Annotated in this window: 15 protein-coding genes; 7 read left to right on the forward strand and 8 right to left on the reverse strand. The window is 65.2% G+C overall.

Features of this window, described 5'->3' with window-relative positions; genetic code table 11:
* The first annotated feature begins 28 nt into the window (after positions 1-28).
* The gene (locus AB4850_RS02845) at positions 29-223 is read left to right on the forward strand and encodes a hypothetical protein (protein WP_414441100.1); all 195 of its coding nucleotides are present in this window, start codon (positions 29-31) and stop codon (positions 221-223) included.
* Between the two features lie 87 nt (positions 224-310).
* On the forward strand, positions 311-2,092 hold the full coding sequence (locus AB4850_RS02850) for a phospholipase D-like domain-containing protein (protein ID WP_414441101.1): 1,782 nt from the start codon (positions 311-313) through the stop codon (positions 2,090-2,092).
* Positions 2,093-2,156: 64 nt separating this feature from the next.
* On the opposite strand, the gene AB4850_RS02855 is transcribed toward AB4850_RS02850, so the two are convergent.
* Together AB4850_RS02855 and AB4850_RS02860 are read right to left on the reverse strand one after the other, a co-directional pair.
* Entirely contained in the window at positions 2,157-2,843 is a 687-nt protein-coding gene (locus tag AB4850_RS02855; RefSeq protein WP_414441102.1) for a TetR family transcriptional regulator, read from the reverse strand.
* 140 nt (positions 2,844-2,983) lie between these two features.
* A complete protein-coding gene (locus tag AB4850_RS02860; protein WP_414441103.1) occupies positions 2,984-5,068 on the reverse strand; it encodes a M1 family metallopeptidase in 2,085 nt (694 codons plus the stop codon).
* A gap of 389 nt (positions 5,069-5,457) precedes the next feature.
* Here AB4850_RS02860 and AB4850_RS02865 point away from each other — a divergent pair, with 389 nt between their 5' ends.
* Positions 5,458-6,879 (forward strand): MFS transporter, encoded by a 1,422-nt coding sequence (locus AB4850_RS02865; RefSeq protein WP_414441104.1) that lies wholly within the window; start codon positions 5,458-5,460, stop codon positions 6,877-6,879.
* 131 nt (positions 6,880-7,010) lie between these two features.
* Here AB4850_RS02865 and AB4850_RS02870 read toward each other — a convergent pair whose 3' ends face one another.
* Positions 7,011-7,352: an AsnC family protein gene (locus AB4850_RS02870; protein ID WP_414441105.1), complete on the reverse strand. Its 342-nt coding sequence runs from the start codon at positions 7,350-7,352 to the stop codon at positions 7,011-7,013.
* A 77-nt stretch (positions 7,353-7,429) separates the two neighbouring features.
* Here AB4850_RS02870 and AB4850_RS02875 point away from each other — a divergent pair, with 77 nt between their 5' ends.
* From AB4850_RS02875 to AB4850_RS02885, 3 genes are all read left to right on the forward strand, one after another.
* Positions 7,430-8,335, forward strand: coding sequence for a hypothetical protein (locus tag AB4850_RS02875; protein WP_414441106.1), 906 nt, complete (start codon positions 7,430-7,432; stop codon positions 8,333-8,335).
* A gap of 167 nt (positions 8,336-8,502) precedes the next feature.
* Positions 8,503-8,733, forward strand: a complete 231-nt coding sequence (locus tag AB4850_RS02880) for a hypothetical protein (RefSeq protein ID WP_414441107.1) — start codon at positions 8,503-8,505, stop codon at positions 8,731-8,733.
* A 164-nt stretch (positions 8,734-8,897) separates the two neighbouring features.
* On the forward strand, positions 8,898-10,043 hold the full coding sequence (locus AB4850_RS02885; protein ID WP_414441108.1) for a DUF2827 domain-containing protein: 1,146 nt from the start codon (positions 8,898-8,900) through the stop codon (positions 10,041-10,043).
* A gap of 68 nt (positions 10,044-10,111) precedes the next feature.
* Here AB4850_RS02885 and AB4850_RS02890 read toward each other — a convergent pair whose 3' ends face one another.
* On the reverse strand, positions 10,112-11,158 hold the full coding sequence (locus AB4850_RS02890) for an aldo/keto reductase (protein ID WP_414441109.1): 1,047 nt from the start codon (positions 11,156-11,158) through the stop codon (positions 10,112-10,114).
* A 114-nt stretch (positions 11,159-11,272) separates the two neighbouring features.
* Here AB4850_RS02890 and AB4850_RS02895 point away from each other — a divergent pair, with 114 nt between their 5' ends.
* The gene (locus tag AB4850_RS02895) at positions 11,273-12,193 is read left to right on the forward strand and encodes a LysR family transcriptional regulator (RefSeq protein ID WP_414441110.1); all 921 of its coding nucleotides are present in this window, start codon (positions 11,273-11,275) and stop codon (positions 12,191-12,193) included.
* 13 nt (positions 12,194-12,206) lie between these two features.
* On the opposite strand, the gene AB4850_RS02900 is transcribed toward AB4850_RS02895, so the two are convergent.
* Genes AB4850_RS02900 through AB4850_RS02915 form a run of 4 tightly spaced genes read right to left on the reverse strand, consistent with a single transcriptional unit; the run spans position 12,207 to position 18,452 of the window.
* Positions 12,207-12,716, reverse strand: coding sequence for a DUF4019 domain-containing protein (locus tag AB4850_RS02900; RefSeq protein WP_414441111.1), 510 nt, complete (start codon positions 12,714-12,716; stop codon positions 12,207-12,209).
* Between the two features lie 44 nt (positions 12,717-12,760).
* Positions 12,761-13,912, reverse strand: coding sequence for a DUF2827 domain-containing protein (locus AB4850_RS02905; protein ID WP_414441112.1), 1,152 nt, complete (start codon positions 13,910-13,912; stop codon positions 12,761-12,763).
* A 23-nt stretch (positions 13,913-13,935) separates the two neighbouring features.
* On the reverse strand, positions 13,936-15,078 hold the full coding sequence (locus AB4850_RS02910) for a DUF2827 domain-containing protein (protein ID WP_414441113.1): 1,143 nt from the start codon (positions 15,076-15,078) through the stop codon (positions 13,936-13,938).
* Positions 15,075-18,452 carry a YadA-like family protein gene (locus AB4850_RS02915; protein ID WP_414441114.1) on the reverse strand — a complete coding sequence of 1,126 codons (3,378 nt, stop codon included), beginning with the start codon at positions 18,450-18,452 and terminating at the stop codon, positions 15,075-15,077. Before AB4850_RS02915 ends, AB4850_RS02910 begins: the two co-directional genes overlap by 4 nt.
* Between the last annotated feature and the right edge of the window lie 58 nt (positions 18,453-18,510).

Below are 18,510 nucleotides of genomic sequence, written 5' to 3' on the forward strand. Positions count from 1 at the left end.
GGCGCTTTCACGACGCCTTGCACAGCCGATGCAGGCCGACACAACCTACATGGCGATCGTTGCGTTCCACCCCAACCCCGGAAAGGGATGCAACTGGAAATACGCGACCGAGAAAAGTAAGCTCGACGCCGACAAGCCGCTCAAGCTCGAACAGTTCGCCCCCTTTCTGCCCGGTTCCGGCGGCATATCGCACCGATGCGCACCGATGGCCGGTTTTAACTGAGCCGACACGTAAACGTCACCATTGCGTCATGCCGATGGCAAGCAAGCCCGCGACACTGGCCGTTCCACCGAGCCGAGGAGCGAGCCGATGTCCGTCACCGTGCGCAGTTACCTGTCCCCCACCCTAGTGCTGCTGGCCTTCGACTGGCCGCAGGCCGCGAACCGCGCCGATTTCCTCGGCTTCGCGATCCGCCGCACGCCGGGTTTCCACAGTGCGGACGGCCACACGCGCGCGGCCAGCAGCTGGCTGCCGAACCGGCTGACGTTCGACGGCCCGGTGGCCGACACGCAGCGCGATGCGCCCACCGATCAGGCGCCGATCCAGAAATTCATGTGGTGGGATGCGCGTATCGATCCGCCCGACCGCGGCCAGGCGTTCCGCTACGACGTGTTCCCGGTGGTCGGCACGCCCGACGCGCTGCAGGTGCTCGACGCGGAAGCCGGCCATTGCGCGCTGACGCTGCCCGATCACGTGGTGGACGGCGTGGGCACCTGGTTCAACCGCGCCGTGGTCAGCTCGCAGGCGTTCGCGCGGCAGGTGGCGGCGCTCGGCCTCGGCGAGCACGACACGCCCACCGCCGCGCAGGCGCTGGCCTTGCGCACCTGGCTCGCCAACGATCTGCAGCAGGTGTTCGGCGCGATGCTCGATCCGGCCACACGTGCGGCCTCGGCGGTTTATCACCTGACCGACACGTTGTGGGCGATCCCGGCGTTCGAGACGTTCGGCAAGGCGCACGGCCGCGATGCGCTGGCGATCGTGTACGACGCGCACGTGACCGAGCGCAAGGGCAAGCCGCCGCTGCCGTCGCCGAACCAGCCGGCCGTCGATGCGTTGAAGGATCTGGCGACGCTCGCGCCGCGCGACCGCACGCGCATCATGCACGACAAGTTCATCGTCACCGACGGCGGCGGCAGCGATCCGCATCCGGCGCGCCTGTTGACCGGTTCGGCCAACTTCACCACCGAAGGCCTGACCGAGCAGGCCAACGTGCTGCATACGTTCGATTCGGCGATCCTGGCCGGCCTCTACAACGATCGCGCGCACGCGCTCGCCGCGAACCCGAGCATTGCCGACACGGCGAAGCTGACGAGCGGCTGGTCCGAGCCGGTACAGGTCGGCTCGGCTGGCGTGCGGGTGGCGTTCTCGCCGGAGCCGGGCAAGTCGCGCATCGAGATCGACACGATCGTCGCGGCGATCGAGGCCGCGAAACATTCGGTGGTGTTCTGCCTGTTCATGCCGACCGACGCGCCGTTGCGCGACGCGTGCTTCAAGGCCGGCGACGCGGGGCTGATGATGTTCGGCCTCGTCAACCGGATCAGCGCGAGCGGCGCGCAGGCGGCCGAAACGGACCAGCACGACGGCAAGACGCTCGATGCGTCGCGGCTCGCCAACCTGGAGCTGTACCACCGCAGCCGCGACAACCGCGACGTGATCGACGCCGAGTATTTCTCGCCGGCCACCGTGCCCGAAGGCTTCGAGCCGGAGCTGCGGCTGTTCCCGGGCGAGCCCGCGCCGGCCTATCCGCCGGTGGTGATCCACCACAAGTTCATCGTGATCGATGCCGAGGGCGAGAACCCGATCGTCTACACCGGCTCGGCCAACATGAGTTCGAACTCGGAGCACTACAACGACGAGAACCTGCTGGAGATTCGCGACGCGCGTATTGCCGGCACTTATCTGGCCGAATTCCTGCGGCTCTACGAGCATTACCGCGCGCGGGCGCTCGCGATCGAGGCGCAGCGCACCGGCACGACGCACGCGCAGGCGCATCCGACGCTGGCGTTGCAGCCCGATGCGCGTTGGGCGAAGAAGTATTTCGCGGAGGGAAGCCCGGAGGCGAAGGCGCGGGTGGCGCTGGCCGGAGGCTGACAGGCAGGGCGCGCGCGGGAAGCAGAACGGCGGCGCGGCCTGGCGGCCGCGCGCATTAGCGGAATCAGTCGGTGATGTAGCGCAGCACGCTGTCGACGATCATCGCGCGGTGCCGCACGCGCAGCCGCGGCGCCGACGGATCGCGGCCGAACGCGGCGCCGAATGTGTAGCGGTTCGAGACGCGATGGAAGCAGAACGAGCTGATCATCAGGTGCAGGTCGAACGCGTCGATGTCGGCGCGGAACGCACCGGCTTCGGCGCCGCGCGTGAGCAGCGCTTCGAGCGTCTTGATGATGCTGACGTTGCGATCCTTGAAGGTGGTCAGTTGTTCGAGGTATTTCGCGCCGTGGATGTTCTCGATCGAGACGAGGCGCACGAAATCGCGATGCTTGTCGTGATAGTCGAACGTGAATTCGACGAGGCGGCGCATGCCTTCGGTGGGCGGCAGCTCGCCGACGTTCAGTTCGACCTCGAGCGCGCGGATATCGCCGTAGACCTTGTCCAGCACCGCCTCGTACAGCCCTTCCTTGCTGCCGAAGTAGTAGTACAGCATCCGCTTGGTGGTGTTGGTGCGCTCGGCGATCGCGTCGACACGCGCGCCGGTCAGGCCCATCGCCGAAAACTCCTGCGTCGCGACATCGAGGATGTTGCGCCTGGTTTGTTCGGGATCGTATTTGCGCCGGGACTCGCGCCGCTTGCCTCCGGGCGGCGCGGCGCCTTCCGGCGCGTCGGGCTTGCTACCTTGTGTCATGGGTGGGTGTCGGCGGCTGGTTCGGCGCATTCTAGCATGCGCTCCGGGGCCGTCCTGACGGCCCCGAATGGGGACGGCCGGAGCTCGAATGCCCCGCCCCGCATGGCGAATGCAGGGCGGGGCGGCTTGCGAGTGTGACGCTATCGACGCGAAATGGGCCGGCCACTCTGCATCGGGATCACCGGCATCCGCAGGCGCCGGGATGCAACTTTATCGGCGAGCGTTGCCGGCGACATGGCGAACCGGCTCGGCTTCCCGGCATTGCTTGCCATCATCGAAGCATGAGCCAAGAAATCCTGATCGTTCTGGATATTCGTCAACACCTCCGGTGGGAGCGCCGCGGTGTCCAGTGCCGGCTGCAGCATATTGCGTGCGTTGTCGCTGTATTGCGTCACGTAATAGTCCATGCCGGTGGGATTCGCGAGCACTGCGCCGCAGCCGTCGAGCCGTACTTCGGCGCTCGCGTCGCTGAGGACGAGGCGATTGGTCGAGGCGAGCTGGTTGCCGTAGGCGAGCGTCACCGGAATCGACCAACGATCCGCCGGGAAGAAATTCGAGTTGGGCATCGGGGCCTGCGACAGCATGACGACGGTTTGATTCGCATTGAGGTCGCAGCGTGTGTCGAGTGACAAGACGGGCACGCCCGTCTGACGCGCGAAGCTGTTGCCGATCTGCCCGACATCGATGCCGCTTGCGTCGGACAGGGCATTCCACAGCCGCTGCGGCGTGCCGTTGCCGAGTGCGTAATCGCGCAGATATTGCTGCAGGCCACGTTGCATGGCGGCGTCGCCGATGTAGCCTTCGATCATCTTCAGGACCTGCTCGGACTTGTAATAGATCGCCTGCGATCCCGACAAGAAATCGGTGGCGCCTAAATCGTTGAAGTTCGGCTGCATCGGAAACGGCATCACCGATGTGTCGTAGTCCACGAGGCCGGGCTTGAACATGACGTTGTCCGCCCATTTGAAGTGGTTCGGATCGAGTGCGACGCCGGCGTGCGTCGTGGCGTAGCTTGTCACCCCTTCGTTAAGCCACACATCGTCCCACCAATCGAGCGTGACCAGATCGCCGAACCACTGATGAGCGATTTCGTGAATGATCACTTTCATCGCTGCCGGTGAGAGCGGCTCGCCCGGCTTCGCCAGGATATCGTCGGCGAATTCGAGAATGGCGCCCCAGTTCTCCATGCCGCCGAACCACAGCTGTTTTTCCGCCATGAATTTGTCGTTTGCAGCGACCGTGTCGAATTTGGTCAGCGGCAGCGGGTGTCCCGTGTAGCGGTAGAAATAGTCGAGCGCCTGCTTGGTCGCCTCCATTGCGGGCTTGGCTTGTTCCATCATGCCCGGCGGCGTGAAGATGCGCAGGTGCATACCCTTGTCGTCGGGCAGCGGGCTCGTGAATTCGTCTTCCAGCACATCGAAGCGGCCGCCGGCAAAGAACAGCAGATACGACGGCATCGGCGGCGTTTTCTCGAACGATACCGCCTGGTAGCCGCTGGACATGGGCGTCGCCTGCTTTTCCATCGCGTTCGACACCACGCGCCAATCTTGCGGTACTTCGGCGGACACCTCGTAGGTCGGCCGGAACGCCGGCTCGTCCCAGCCCGGGAACCAGCGGCGCGCGAAGTTCGATTCGAGCTGCGTCAGAATCCCGCCGCTGGTGCTGCCGTCGGCACCCATCAAGTCGATACGGAACATGCCTTCGGCGGCGGAGCAACCGGCACGAGGATCGTCGTCGCAGGCGCCCTCCGTGCCCTTTGCCGGATCACCTTTGGTAGTCAGGTTGATGAAGCCGCGCCATTCCATATGCAGCGTGTAGCGACCCTTCGGAATCGTGCCGCGCGCGGCGCGCAACTGATAAAAATCGCCGCCACTCTGCCGCGTGATGACCAACGGCACGTTGCCTGGTTGCAACGTGGTCGTGTGCTTGGCGAAAATCAGTTTGTGCGCCGCCACGACGATCTTGGTGACGGGTTCGAGCACGTCGATCTCGACATCGGCGCGACCGTCGAACTCCGAGAGGTCGGCGCTGGGGCGAAACCACAACTTGTAGTTGATCGGTACCACCGTATCGGGAAACTCGACTGGCTTCACCGACTTGTCGACGACAGCCACGGGGGGCGGCGACGTGTCGATCGGGTCGTCGTCGTCGCTGCCGCCGCACGCGGTCAGCGCGAGCGCCGCGGCAGCGAAAAGGTAATGGATCTTGCGAAAGGGCATCCTCATACCGGATTCTCCTGGGTGATGAGATAAATACGGACACGCCGCCTATCGCCGAAAGGCGAGCGTGCAAATAATCGCTTGAAGAAGAAATTATTCGACTTACCGAGGTAAGTGCGGCTAATAGACGCGATTCGCATGACGGCGCAATGCCTTTGCGGCCGTGCTTTTGAGCGAAGAGGTGACGCGTCGTTTTCAAAAGCTTGCGCATTCTAAAGGGGGGATGTTGTGGGCGAATTGTAATTTAGTAAAAGAATTAAATAATTTTGATTTTAAAGAGGTGACTTATCGAATGCGCATTAATCCTATTTGCACGACACGAACGTTGTGATAGTGCGCGTCGCCCGCCCCGGTACAATGCGCGACGAACTAAATCCGCCCGGAGACGCGCCAGCATGGCTTCCACCGAACACGCTTCCTCTTCCGCCGCCGCCGGCGGCGCCGTGACTCACGCCGGCGAGATCGCCGCTCGCCTCGACCGCTTGCCGCCCACGCGCACCGTCTGGAAACTCGTGGTGCTGCTGAGCCTCGGTTTCTTCTTCGAGTTGTACGACCTGCTCTACAGCGGCTATGTGGCGCCGGGCCTGGTCAGGAGCGGCATCCTGTCGTCGGGCACCCACGGCCTGTTCGGCACCACGGGCGTGGCGAGTTTCATCGCCGCGCTGTTCGCGGGGCTGTTCATCGGCACGATCGCCTGTGGTTTCCTGGCCGACCGCTATGGCCGCCGCGCCGTGTTCACGTGGTCGCTGCTGTGGTACACGGCCGCCAACGTGGTGATGGCGTTCCAGGACACGGCCGGCGGCCTGAACTTCTGGCGCTTCGTGGTGGGCCTCGGGCTCGGCGTGGAGATGGTGACGATCGGCACGTATATCTCCGAGCTGGTGCCGAAGGAGATCCGCGGGCGCGCGTTCGCCTGCGAGCAGGCGGTGGGCTTCTGCGCGGTGCCGGTGGTGGCGTTCCTCGCCTATCTGCTGGTGCCGAACGCGCCGTTCGGCCTGGACGGCTGGCGCTGGGTGGTGCTGATCGGCGCGCACGGCGCGATCTTTGTCTGGTGGATTCGCCGCGCGCTGCCCGAAAGCCCGCGCTGGCTCGCGCAACAAGGGCGGCTGGCCGAGGCCGACCAGATGATGCGCGCGCTGGAGGCGAAGGTCGAGGCCGAATACGGCCGCCCGCTGCCGCCGCCGGGGCCGGCCGAGCCGGTGATCGCGCGCGGCCGTTTCGCCGACATGTGGGTGGCGCCGTACAGCCGCCGCACCGTCATGATGACGATCTTCAACGTGTTCCAGACGGTGGGCTTCTACGGTTTCGCGAACTGGGTGCCGACGCTGCTGATCAAGCAGGGGATTACCGTTACCACCAGCCTCATGTATTCGAGCGTGATCGCGCTGGCCGCACCGCTCGGCCCGCTGCTGGGGCTGCTGATCGGCGACCGCTTCGAGCGCAAGCACGTGATCGTGGCGATGGCGGGCGCGGCGATCGTGTGCGGGCTGCTGTTCAGCCAAAGCGGCACGGCCGGCACGCTGGTGGCGCTCGGCATCGGCCTCACGCTCGCCAACAACATCATGTCGTACAGCTTCCACGCGTATCAGGCCGAGCTGTTCCCCACGGCGATCCGCGCGCGGGCGGTGGGCTTCGTGTATTCGTGGAGCCGCTTCTCGGCGATCTTCACGTCGTTCGTGATCGCCTCGGTGCTGAACGGCTTCGGCACGGCCGGCGTGTTCGCGTTCATCTCGGCCGCGATGCTGATCGTGATGGCGTCGATCGGGTTGATGGGGCCGCGCACCAAGGGCATCGCGCTGGAGCAGATCTCGCACTGACGCACCGCCGGCCGCCGCGCTTCTTTCTTCTTCCGCCATAACGACAACGCGCCCGGGTCGACCACCCCGGGCGCGTTTTGCATTTCAAGGCCGCGCATCGCGCGCCGGCCGCTGCTGCTTGGCCGGCGCCGCTACCCCGGCTTGGTGCCCAAGCCCTTCAAGCCCTGGATCACGACCATCAACGCCCGGCCGTGTTCGTCCGAACCATCCCACGCCTCCACGATCGCATCGCGCAGCCGCTCGTCGTAATTGCCGGTGCGCATGCCCGACGAAGGCGCTTCCATGCCGTAGAAACTGCATAGCTTAATGAATGGCTCGCTGCGCCGCAGACGCTGCCCGTCGGACAACCGAAGGCGCGACACGGTGGGCTGGCTGACCCCGCAAAGCCTGGCTATTTCACTGGACGAGCGTGGATCTGCCCGCAGCCTGTCGAGCAAGGCATGAACCGAAAAATTGTGATCCAGGGCTTCCATGTCATGCATTATAACTATACAGTAGCGCTTATTGAAATGCCCTGTCGCAAGATCGGGCCGCAGTACCGAGAGAGTTGATGACACTGAAACATCTGCCCCCCACGTTTTGCTGGACCAGGATCGGCGCCGAGTTCGGCGAGGATCTGTCGACTGTCGTGCTCCGCAAGGAGTGGGAGCGTCGGCTTGGCGGCGGGCGGTTTCTGTGGGGCATCGGGCAGCCGCTCGGCAGCAGCGTGCAGGTGGCCGCGCATCGCACGGGGTCGCTGGCCGCGCTGTTCACGCCGTCGGCGAACCGCGCACGCGCGGTGGAAATCGGCCCGCGCGCGATGCTGCTGTGGAATGCCTGGGTGGATGCGGGCGGGCAGGTGCGTCAACTGCCGCCGTATGCCTTCATCACGAGCCGCCCGACCTTGCCGTCGGGCCGCCGCCGCGAGCAGTACCACGCGCTGGTGTGCGCGTCGGCCGCGCCGCTCGGCGTCGGCACGCGCCTGCGCGTGAGCCCCGACAACCTGCGCAGCACCGTCACCGGCAAGCCGCTCGGCGCGGCGCAGTCGGCCGTGGTGGTCGATTGCGTGGCGCGCACGGTGGAGCCGGGCGCGCGCAGCTATCCGGTGGCGTTGACGGTGGAACTGGACGCGCCGTACACGGTTCGGCTCGCGCAGCCCACGGTGGTCAAGGCGCGTGATCTCGCGCGCGTGAGCAAGGCGGCGCGCGAGGGCGATTTCGAAACCTATGTCGATCTGGTGGAGCGCCTGCGCGGGCGCTCGGCCGGCGCACAGTCGCGCGGCTTCACGCGCGACCTGTTCGACTTGCCGGTGGTGGAGCCGGTGGCCGTCTACACGGATTTCGTGAAGCGGCTGCGTGCCCGGTCACCGGCGGAACCGGCGCGCGGCTCGACGCGCGACCTGTTCGAATTTCCCGCGCCCGAACCGGCGCCGGCATTCGCCATTCCAGGCGGCGCGCAGGGCAAGCTGTTGCTCTAGCGCCGCGCGGCCTCGGCGCCGCGCGACCGAATGACGGCCAGGCTCGGAAGTCGCTCCCGCGGCCGCTGCAGGGTGCAGCGTCGCGGCGAGCGGGATTGATGCCCGCGCGCATGCGTTGCAGGGCGCGCAGCCGGCTTGCCGACAGGCAGGCCCGAGGAGGAAGGTGCATGGCGAACATCGGTCATTCGCGCGAGGCGCTTGCCGCCCAGCGTTACGTCGAGGCGACGCGCAACGTCGATCTCGCATTCCGCGCGGTGCGCGGCGATCAGGAAGACAGCCCGGAAAGCGCCGAATATGCGGCCGCGCAATCGCGGCTCGATCGCGCGCTCGACGAGCTGGCGCGTGCGCAGGAACTGTTCGATACGGCCGTCAGCGTGCGCGGCACCCGGCATTCCTGAGGCGAACGCGGCGCGCGCCGTGCGCCGTGCGTGTCACGCCATCGGCATCTCGCGCGTTCGCGCACCGTAAGCCGCGCGCCGTTGCGCCGGGCGCGCGTATGCTGTGCCGATGCCCGCCGTCACGCGCGTTCGCGCGGCGGCCCCCACCTTTTCGCTCATCCGCCATGACTGCTCCTGTCGATTTGAACGGCCTGCGCATCGGTATCACGATCGGCCTGCGCGAGCCGAACGAAAGCCTCTGGATCAACGGCATCAAGCAGAACGCACTCTATCTCGCGAAGCTGCTGATGGCCTCGTCGCACGGCTATCGGGTCACGCTCGTCAACACCACCGATGTGCCGTTGAGCGAGGGCCTGCCGTGGGATCGCGCGGCGTTCGACACGCGCAGCTTCGCCGAGATGAAGGATTCGTTGGATGTCCTGATCGAACTGGGCGGCCAGATCGACGCCGAGCAAACCGCCTACCTGAAGGCACGCGGCGCGAAGCTGGTCAGCTATTGCTGCGGCTTCGAATATATCCACGCCACGCAGTCGATCCTGTTCGGCCGCAAGCTGTGGGATTCGCTGTTCATCAATCGCGGCTACGACGAGGTGTGGGCGATCCCGCAGATCGCGCCCAATTCGCTGCCGTTCCTGCAATCGCTGCGCCGCTGCCCGGGGAGGGTGGTGCCGTTCGTGTGGGATCCGATGTTCCTGACCGAGCGCTCACGCCCGCTGCGCGAGCACGGCGAATATCGGCCGAGCGGGCAACTGGCCAAGCGGTTGACGGTGATGGAGCCGAATCACGACGTCGTGAAGTTCTGCCTCTATCCGATGCTGATCATCGACGAAGCGTTCCGCCGCGATCCCGGGGCCGTGTCGTTCACGCACGTGACCAATGCCGATCACATCGCGCAGCGCAGCCAGGAGTTCGTCATGCTGATGAATTATCTGGAGATCGTGCGCGCCGGCAAGGCCAGCTTCGTCGGCCGTTTCGATACGCCGCAATTCCTGGCCGAGTTCACCGACGTGGTGGTGTCGCACCAGTGGGAAAACCCGCTCAACTATTTCTATTTCGACGTGTGCTGGCAGGGTTATCCGCTCGTGCATAACGCGCATCTGGTGCAGGACCTCGGCTACTACTACCCGGAAAACGACGTGCAGGCCGGCGCGAAGGTGCTGGCGCGCGTGCTGCGCGAACACGACGCCGATTGGGAACACTACCGCGAGCAGCAGCGTGCGCTGCTGCACCGCTATACGCCGGAGAATCCGGCGCTGGTGGCCGATTACGATCTGCTGCTGGCGAACCTGGTTGGCGTCGCGAGCGCGTGATGCCGGCCTGACGCCGGTCTGACATTGAGGTACACGCCCGGGCCTGCGCCCGGGCGCGCACGTCAGGCTCAGGCCTTCGGCGTGAACGGTTGCGGCACGCGGTTGGCGCCCTGGCGCGCCAGCATCCAGCCCGGATACTCGGGCGCCAGCGCGCTCACCTCATCGAGCTTCGCGAGATCGTCCGCATCGAGCTTCACATCGGCGGCGGCCAGGTTCTGCTCGATCTGGTCGAGCCGCTTGCCGCCGGTGATCACCGTGGTCACGAACGGCTTGCTCAGCACGTAGGCCAGCGCGACGGTCGCCACGCTCACGCCGTGCTTCTCGGCGATCGGGCGCATCGCCGCGACGCAGGCCCAGGCGCGATCCTTGTCGACGGGCGGGAAGTCGAAGTTGGCGCGGCGGCCTTCGGCGTCGCTCGAACCGGGGCCGAACTTGCCCGACAGCAGGCCGCCCGCGAGCGGCGACCACACCATCAGCCCGAGCTTCTCCTCGTTCATCATCGGCACCAGCTCGCGTTCGAGATCGCGGCCGGCAATCGAGTAGTAGGCCTGAACGCTTTCGTAGCGTGCGTAATCGTGCTTGGCGGCGATGCCGAGCGCCTTCGCCACGCGCCACGCCTGCCAGTTCGACACGCCGACATAGCGCACCAGGCCGCGCGAGATCAGGTCGTCGAAGGTGCGCAGCGTTTCGTCGAGCGGGGTGACGGTGTCGGTGCCGTGAATCTGATACAGGTCGATGTAGTCCGTCTGCAGGCGTTCCAGGCTCGCCTCGACCGAATCGAGGATGTGGCCGCGCGAGGCGCCGCGATCGTTCGGACCGTTGCCGACCTGCGCGAACACCTTGGTGGCGATCACCACGTCCTTGCGCGCCACCTTGAGGTTCTTCAGCGACTGGCCGAGGATCTTTTCCGATTCGCCGAACGAGTAGACGTCGGCCGTATCGATGAAGTTGACGCCGGCGGCGAGGCTGCGCTCGACGATCGTATCGGCCGCGTCCTGGCCGACGCTGGCGATGCTGCCCCACATGCCTTCCTGCCCCGGGCTGCCGAACGTCATCGTGCCGAGACAGATTTCGGACACGAACAGTCCGGTGTTGCCAAGTTGGTTGTAACGCATCGTGATCTCCGTCGTTCGGCCGGCGGCGCCAGCCGTAAGCCGCACACTATGCGCTCACGGTCCGATGCGATAAAGTGCGCCAATCTGAACGCACTGTTATTTTCAAACATCACAATGCAGAACCTGGATTCGCTGCGGATCTTCGTGCGCGTCGCCGAAATGGCCAGCTTCACGCGGGCTGCCGAAAGCCTCGGCATCCAGAAGGGGCGGGCGTCGAACACGGTGCGCGCGCTGGAGGCGGAACTGGGCGCGCGGCTGCTGCATCGCTCGACGCGCACCGTGCAACTGACCGAGGACGGCCAGGCGTTCTATCAGCGCGCGCAGGATTTGCTGGCCGACGCCGACGCGCTGCAGACGATGTTCACGGTGCGCCACGATACGCCGCTGCGCGGCCGGTTGCGCGTGGATCTGCCCACCGAGCTGGCGCGAACCATGGTGGTGCCGGCGCTACCGGCGTTTATCGATGCCCATCCCGAGGTGGTGCTGGAGCTGTCGAGCACCGATCGGCGCGTGGATCTGATTCAGGAAGGGATCGATTGCGTGCTGCGCATCGGCGGCCTGGTGGACGACACGCTGGTCGCGCGCCGCCTCGGCAGCCTGCGGATGGTCAACGCGGCCAGCCCCGGCTACCTGAAGCGCTTCGGCACGCCGCGCAGCCTGCGCGAGCTGTCCGAGCGCGGCCACCGCATGGTGTTCTATACCTCGACGTTCGGCCATCGCTCGGCGCTGTGGGAGTACGTGGAGCGCGGCCGGCCCGCGACGCTCGCCCTGCCGTGCGCGCTCAGCGTGAACAGCGTGCAGACCTATTACGCGGCCGGCGTGGCCGGTATCGGGTTGATCCAGGCGAGCCGCTCGCGGCTCGGCCCGTTCCTGGAACGCGGCGAACTGGTGGAGGTGCTGCCCGATTTCCGGCCGGCGCCGTTGCCGGTCTGGCTGGTGGTCGCGCACCGGCACAACCTGTCGCGCCGGGTGCGCGTGTTCATGCAATGGCTGGAGCAGGTGCTGACGCCCTACCTCGATGGCGAGGACGCCTGAGCGCTTCCGCTGCTCAGTTGCCCGGAATCGCGCCCTGCGCGACGCGCGGCACGTAGCCCGTCAAATGCCAGCGGCCGTCGTTTTCGAGCCGGAAGCTGACCTTCTCGTACACCACCTTGCCCGACACCTGCGTGGTGGCGTAATCGACGTTCGCATAGAGGCCGTCCGGCACGTCCTTCGCGCCGGTATAGATGATGCGCGTGACGGCGGCCCAGCCGCGGCCCTTGATCTGGCCGACTGCCTGGCGCGAGCCGCGCACGTCGTCGGCGAAGCGCTGCGCATCGTAGCGCTGCTTGACGAACGGCGCGGCGTCGTTCCAGAGATCCTGGAAGCGGCCGGCGTCGATCAACTGGAGCGCGTAGTCGCCGTCGCGCAGCAACTCGTCGGCCGAAGTGCCGGCATTGACGGGCGCGAGCGACAGCGATTGCCCGGCCGGGGCCTGCGGTTGCGATTGGGCCAGGGCGAGCGGCGCGCAGGCCGCTAAGGCGCACAACACGGCGCCGCGAACGATGATCGATTTCAATGGGCCTCCGGGTGCCGGTTGAGCGTGGTGTCGCGTGCCGTGCTTCACCGGTACAGCGCGGCGAGCGCGTCCGTGTAGGCGGCGACGTTGTCGGGGTTGTCGATGTCGACCGAATGCAGCAGGTGCGCCGCGTTCTCGCGGTAGGCGTCCAGGTTCGCGTCGTGTTCGCGGAACGCGCGCAGCAACTGGCGGCCGCCTTCCTCGCAGTCGAAATCCGGATAGAAATAGCCGCACTTGCCGAGATACGGCGAGTTGTGGACGAGCGGATAGCCGCCGTACAGCAGTTCGTAATAGAGGTAGTTCTGGGCGTTTTCCCAGGTGTGCGATATCACCGCATCGCCGTGCTGCGACATGAATTCGTACAGCGCGAAGCGGCCTTCGAACGTGGCGAGGCTGTGGTTGACGATGTCGAGGCTGCGCGCGAAATGCACGAACGTGGTGTGTTCCTTCATGTGCAGCGCGTTGCACACGCGCACGAATTCCACGAACGACGGCTCGGCGCGATAGGCTTGCTCGGCGATCAGCATCGGGATGATGCTGGTCTTGACCATGCAGATGTTCGGCTCGAAGATCGCCACTCGCCAGCGCGCGCGGCCCGGCTGATAGCCGAACGCGCGGCCTTCCTCCAGCGTGGCGCGCGCGCGGTCGAACAGCATCGGATGCCAGATGTGCGGCACGATCGTGACCGGGCGGCGCAGGCCCGTTTCGAGGTAGTGGCGGCACGAGTGCTCGAATTCGGGAATGGTCCAGACGCCGTCGTAGTGCGCGCCCGAAAACAGGAAGCCGGATGGTTTGTCGAACATCGCGCGCTCGATGTCGATCACGTAATCGTTGCCCACCCGCATCGTGATGACCTTGCCGCCGCGCGCCCGGTAGGTGGCGATCCAGTCGGCGTTGAACTGTGCGCTCATCTCGATCAGCACGTCGCAGCGTGCCATCGCTTCGTCCATCGAGATCAGCGGCACGTTCCATTCGCCGAGCATCATTTGCGGATCGGCCGGCTCGGTGCCGCCGCCGTTCACCATCACCGCGTCGGCGACGAGCGGCGATTGGCGCAGCAACAGCACCAGCAGCAGGCAGTTCTGGAAGATGCCGTTTTCCCACAACGACTGGCCGGCGCCGCGCACATACAGCGAGACGCCGACCACGAGGCGCTTGCCGCCGTTCGGCAGATCACGGACGGGACTATCGGACATGCAGGTTTCTCCGCGGAATGCCGTCAGGCAACGAGGCGTTCGACGTAGGCGTCGAGATTCGCCGGATGATCGATCGACACGCGTTGCAGCACGGCGTCGGCCTTCGCACGGTAGGCGGCGAAATTCGTGTCGTGCTCGCGCCAGGCCTGGTGCAGCACCCGGCCGCCCGTGGCCGAATCGAACTCCGGGTAGTAGTAGCCGGCTTCGCCGAGCATCGGCGAATTGTGGATCAGCGGATAGCCGCCGTACAGCGCGTCGTAATAGAGGTAGTTCTGCGGGTTTTCCCATTGATGGGAAATGATGGCGTCGGCGTGCTGGGCCAGGAACGACGGCACCTCGACGCGCGGCTCGAAGGTGGCCTTGTGATGGCGCACTAGATCGAGGCTGTTGGCGAAGTGGACGAACGTGCGGTGTTCCTTCATGTGCATCGCGTTGACCACGAACAGGTGCTGCACGGCGCTCGGCTCGGCGCGGTAGAACTCCTCGGCCACCAGCATCGGGTAGTGGCAGCTCTTGACCACCGAGATGTTCGGCTCCAGCGTGGCCAGCCGCCAGCTCGCGCGGCCCGGCTGGTAGCCGAAGCGGATGCCTTCCGCGGCCAGCGCGGCGGCGCGGCGCTCGACGAAATGCGGCGACCAGATGTGCGGCATCGAATGCACCGGCACGCGCATCAGCGTGCGCAACAGCGGCCCGGCCGTCTTGTCGTCCTTCGGCAGCATCCAGACTTCGTCGTAGGGGCCGCCGTTGAAGATGTGGCCCGACGGCAGATTGAAGATGGGGGTTTCGCAGAGGCCCGCGTACACGTTGCCGACGAAGCACATGATGAGCTTCTTGCCGAGCGTCTTCATGTACTTCAGCCAATCGACCTGCAACTGCGCGCCCATCTCGATCACCACGTCCAGCTCATGCGAGACGTCGCGCGGGTTGACGAGCGGCACGTCGAGGCCGCCGAAATCGAGGCCGGTGGGAATCTGGTTGGCGTCGCCGCCGTTGAGGAAATAAATCCGGCCGATGCGGCCGGATTTTTGCAGCATCATCGCCAGGAAGGCGATGTTCTGGTGGATGCCGTTTTCCCAGATTGCCTGACCGTCTCGCGCGAAGAGCGAAATGCCGATGGTCAGGCGCCTGTCAGCGCTGCCAGATGAAGAATGAAGGGATTCGATCACCAGCTGTGTCCATATCCGACACCATACGTCTTGTTCTGCCCCGAGACGCCGATGCCCAGTTTCAGAATGCCGTTGGTTGCCACATGCGCACTTGCACCGAAGGCCATGCCGGATTGGCCCGCGAACCGGGCGACACCGATTGCCACGTTGATCGTCTTGCCCGGCTCGACCTGCGGCAGCATGGTCAGCGCGGTGGCGGCAGCGATGCCCTGGCGCGCCATCTTGTCGGTTTGCTGCACCGCCTGCTGCGTTTTCTGCACTTGCGAGCCCAGCGAGCTGATCTGGTTCTGCTGACTGGCGAACGATTGTGACATAGAAGTTGTGAGCGTATTCAACTGGTTGACGTTGACGGCGTCGGTGCCCGCGGTGCCCGCCGCGACGTTCGTGAGCTGGCGTTGCTGGGTTGCACTGCCGACCGACACCACGTTCGCGCGGCCGTCGTCGGTCGAGGCCTGGCCGATGGCCACCGAGTTGGAACCGGTCGTGACCGATGCGGATTGCGCAGCCTGGAGCGACATGTCGGCGGCGTAGATCGTCGGTTTCGTCGCTTGCGACGTGTCTGCCGTCGCTGTCGTGAACGCGGCGAGCTGGGCGCTGACCGTGCCGAGGCTGGTGGACAGCGTCGTGACCGAGGCGTTGGTCGTCGAAAGGCCGGTGGACAGCGAGTCGATGTTGGTCGACAGCGCGTCGATTCGGGTCGCGGTCGACGATGCCAGCGATGCGACATTGCCATCGGTCGTGCTCAGGCCGGTGGACAGCGAAGCCACGTGGCTGTCGGTCGTGCTCAATCCCGTGGACAGGGACGACAGGCTGCTGTTCGTGGTTTTTTGGTCTTTCGTCAGCGCGGCCACTTTGCTGTCGGTTGTGCTCAGGTTGGTGGTCAGGGAGGCGACGTTGGTGTTGGTGGTGCCGAGGTCCTTTGTCAGCGAGGCGACTTTGCTGTCGGTTGCGCCGAGGTTGGTGGTCAGGGAGGCGACGTTGGTGTTGGTGGTGCCGAGGTCCTTCGACAGCGAGGCGACTTTGCTGTCGGTTGCGCCGAGGCTGGTGGTCAGCGATGAGACGTTGGTGTTGGTGGTGCCGAGGTCCTTTGTCAGCGAGGCGACTTTGCTGTCGGTTGCACCGAGGCCGGTGGTCAGAGACGAGACGTTGGTATTCGTGGTGCCGAGGTCCTTCGACAGCGAGGCGACTTTGCTGTCGGTCGCGCCGAGGCTGGTGGTCAGGGAGGAAACGTTGGTGTTGGTGGCGCCGAGGTCGTTCGTCAGCGTGGCCAACTTGCCGTCGGTCGCGCCGAGGCCGGTGGTCAGAGACGAGACGTTGGTGTTGGTGGTGCCGAGGTCCTTCGACAGCGAGGCCACTTTGCTGTCGGTCGCACCGAGGCCGGTGGTCAGCGATGAGACATGGGCATTCGTGGTGCCGAGGCCTTTCGTCAACGAGGCCACCTTGTTGACGGTTGCGCCGAGGCCGCTGGTGAGTAACGAGACATTGGTATCCGTGGTGCCGAGGTCGTTGGACAACGAGGCCACTTTGCTGTCAGTCACACCGAGGCCGGTGGTCAGAGACGAGACGTTGGTATTCGCGGTGCCGAGGTCCTTCGACAACGAGGCCACCTTGCTGTCGGTCGCGTCGAGGCCGGTGGTCAGAGACGAGACGTTGGTATTCGCGGTGTCGAGATCCTTCTTCAGCGAGGCGACGCTGCCGTTCACGGAAACAGCATTCTTGCCCAGCAAGACCATGGCGGTGCTGGCAAGTTTGAGGCTTTTCGACTGCGAGGCCACCTTGCTGTCGGTCGCGCCGAGGCCGGTGGTCAGCGACGAGACGTTGGAATTCGCGGTGCCGAGGTCCTTCGTCAGCGCTGCCACTTTACTGTCGGTCGCGCCGAGGCCGGTGGTCAGCGACGAGACGTTGGACTTCGCGGTGCCGAGGTCTTTCGACAGCGCGGCCACTTTACTATCGGTCGCGCCGAGGCCGGTGGTCAGCGACGAGACATTGGTATGAGTGGTGTCGAGATCCTTTTTCAGCGAGGCGACGCTGCCGTTCACGGAAACAGCATTCTTGCCCATCAAGACCATGGCTGTACTGGCAAGTTTGAGGATTTTCGACTGTGAGGCCACCTTGCTGTCGGTTGCACCGAGGCCGGTGGTCAGAGACGAGACGTTGGTGTTGGTGGTGCCGAGGTCCTTCGTCAGCGCGGCGACTTTGCCGTCGGTTGCACCGAGGCCGGTGGTCAGAGACGAGACGTTGGTGTTGGTGGTGCCGAGGTCCTTCGTCAGCGCGGCGACTTTGCCGTCGGTCGCACCGAGGCCGGTGGTCAGAGACGAGACGTTGGTGTTGGTGGTGCCGAGGTCCTTCGTCAGCGCGGCGACTTTGCCGTCGGTCGCACCGAGGCCGGTGGTCAGAGACGAGACATTGGAGTTCGTGGCGCCGAGGTCCTTCGTCAGCGCGGCCACCTTGCTGTCGGTCGCGCCGAGTCCGGTGGTCAGCGACGAGACGTTGGTGTTGGTGGCGCCGAGGTCCTTCGACAGCGCGGCGACTTTGCCGTCGGTCGCACCGAGGCCGGTGGTCAGCGACGAGACATTGGAATTCGTGGCGCCGAGGTCGTTCGTCAGCGCGGCCACTTTACCGTCGGTTGCACCCAACGCAGTGGACAGCGAGCCGATCCTCTCGCTCGACCGGGTCATGCCGGTTTGGAGCTGGGCGACGGTTGCCGCGTCGGTTGCGGCTGCACCGTCGGCCACGTTGGTGATGCGGCGCGGTTGGGTCGCGCTGCCGATCGACATCTCCGATTTGGCTGCCGCCTGATCGGTCAGATAGCCGGAGGAGGTCGACGGGGAGGCGGCCGTCTGACTGTGTTCGCCGATCGCGATGCTGTTTGAATACGATGCAAGTGCATCTCTGCCAATTGCGATGCTGGCCGGGGTATTGGCCCGAGAATCGAAGCCGATCGCGAGGCTGGACTTGTTAGTGGCGTGGGCCCTTGGGCCGATCGCGAGACTGGCTGCGCCTGTGGCCTGAGACGCTATGCCAAGTGCGATGCCGCCTGGGCCAGCAACGTGGGAATTTGTGCCAATCGCAATGGATGCTTGGTCCTCGGAAATCGAGGCGCGGCCCAAAGCAATCGAGTTTCTGCCCGATGCAGTCGCACCTTGCATGTTGAAAGTGTCGCTGCCGATCACAGCCCACTTTTTCGCAGCGGCCGGTATGCCGCTGTCCGCCGCATGCGCGCCTTGACCGATCAAAACGAGAGCGCACAGCGCCGTGGAGGCAGCCTTCGCTACGGCGGATTGACTGGGCTTGCCACACGCCGAATCCTTTTCCGATCCAGCTACCCAAGCGTTAAGCGATTCATTCCAAATGGGGCGATAATTTTTATTCATATTACGTTTCTCCGTGAAGTAAAAATATAGCCACGGATAATGTCGGTATTTATTTCCA

The organism is Burkholderia sp. 22PA0106, assembly GCF_047497155.1.
In the GTDB taxonomy this organism is placed as follows: Bacteria; Pseudomonadota; Gammaproteobacteria; order Burkholderiales; family Burkholderiaceae; genus Burkholderia.

Coding starts and splice junctions, on each gene's coding strand:
- AB4850_RS02845 (WP_414441100.1), top strand. CDS start 29: ATGCAGGCCGACACAACCTACATGGCGATCGTTGCGTTCCACCCCAAC.
- AB4850_RS02850 (WP_414441101.1), top strand. CDS start 311: ATGTCCGTCACCGTGCGCAGTTACCTGTCCCCCACCCTAGTGCTGCTG.
- AB4850_RS02855 (WP_414441102.1), bottom strand. CDS start 2,843: ATGACACAAGGTAGCAAGCCCGACGCGCCGGAAGGCGCCGCGCCGCCC.
- AB4850_RS02860 (WP_414441103.1), bottom strand. CDS start 5,068: ATGAGGATGCCCTTTCGCAAGATCCATTACCTTTTCGCTGCCGCGGCG.
- AB4850_RS02865 (WP_414441104.1), top strand. CDS start 5,458: ATGGCTTCCACCGAACACGCTTCCTCTTCCGCCGCCGCCGGCGGCGCC.
- AB4850_RS02870 (WP_414441105.1), bottom strand. CDS start 7,352: ATGGAAGCCCTGGATCACAATTTTTCGGTTCATGCCTTGCTCGACAGG.
- AB4850_RS02875 (WP_414441106.1), top strand. CDS start 7,430: ATGACACTGAAACATCTGCCCCCCACGTTTTGCTGGACCAGGATCGGC.
- AB4850_RS02880 (WP_414441107.1), top strand. CDS start 8,503: ATGGCGAACATCGGTCATTCGCGCGAGGCGCTTGCCGCCCAGCGTTAC.
- AB4850_RS02885 (WP_414441108.1), top strand. CDS start 8,898: ATGACTGCTCCTGTCGATTTGAACGGCCTGCGCATCGGTATCACGATC.
- AB4850_RS02890 (WP_414441109.1), bottom strand. CDS start 11,158: ATGCGTTACAACCAACTTGGCAACACCGGACTGTTCGTGTCCGAAATC.
- AB4850_RS02895 (WP_414441110.1), top strand. CDS start 11,273: ATGCAGAACCTGGATTCGCTGCGGATCTTCGTGCGCGTCGCCGAAATG.
- AB4850_RS02905 (WP_414441112.1), bottom strand. CDS start 13,912: ATGTCCGATAGTCCCGTCCGTGATCTGCCGAACGGCGGCAAGCGCCTC.
- AB4850_RS02915 (WP_414441114.1), bottom strand. CDS start 18,452: ATGAATAAAAATTATCGCCCCATTTGGAATGAATCGCTTAACGCTTGG.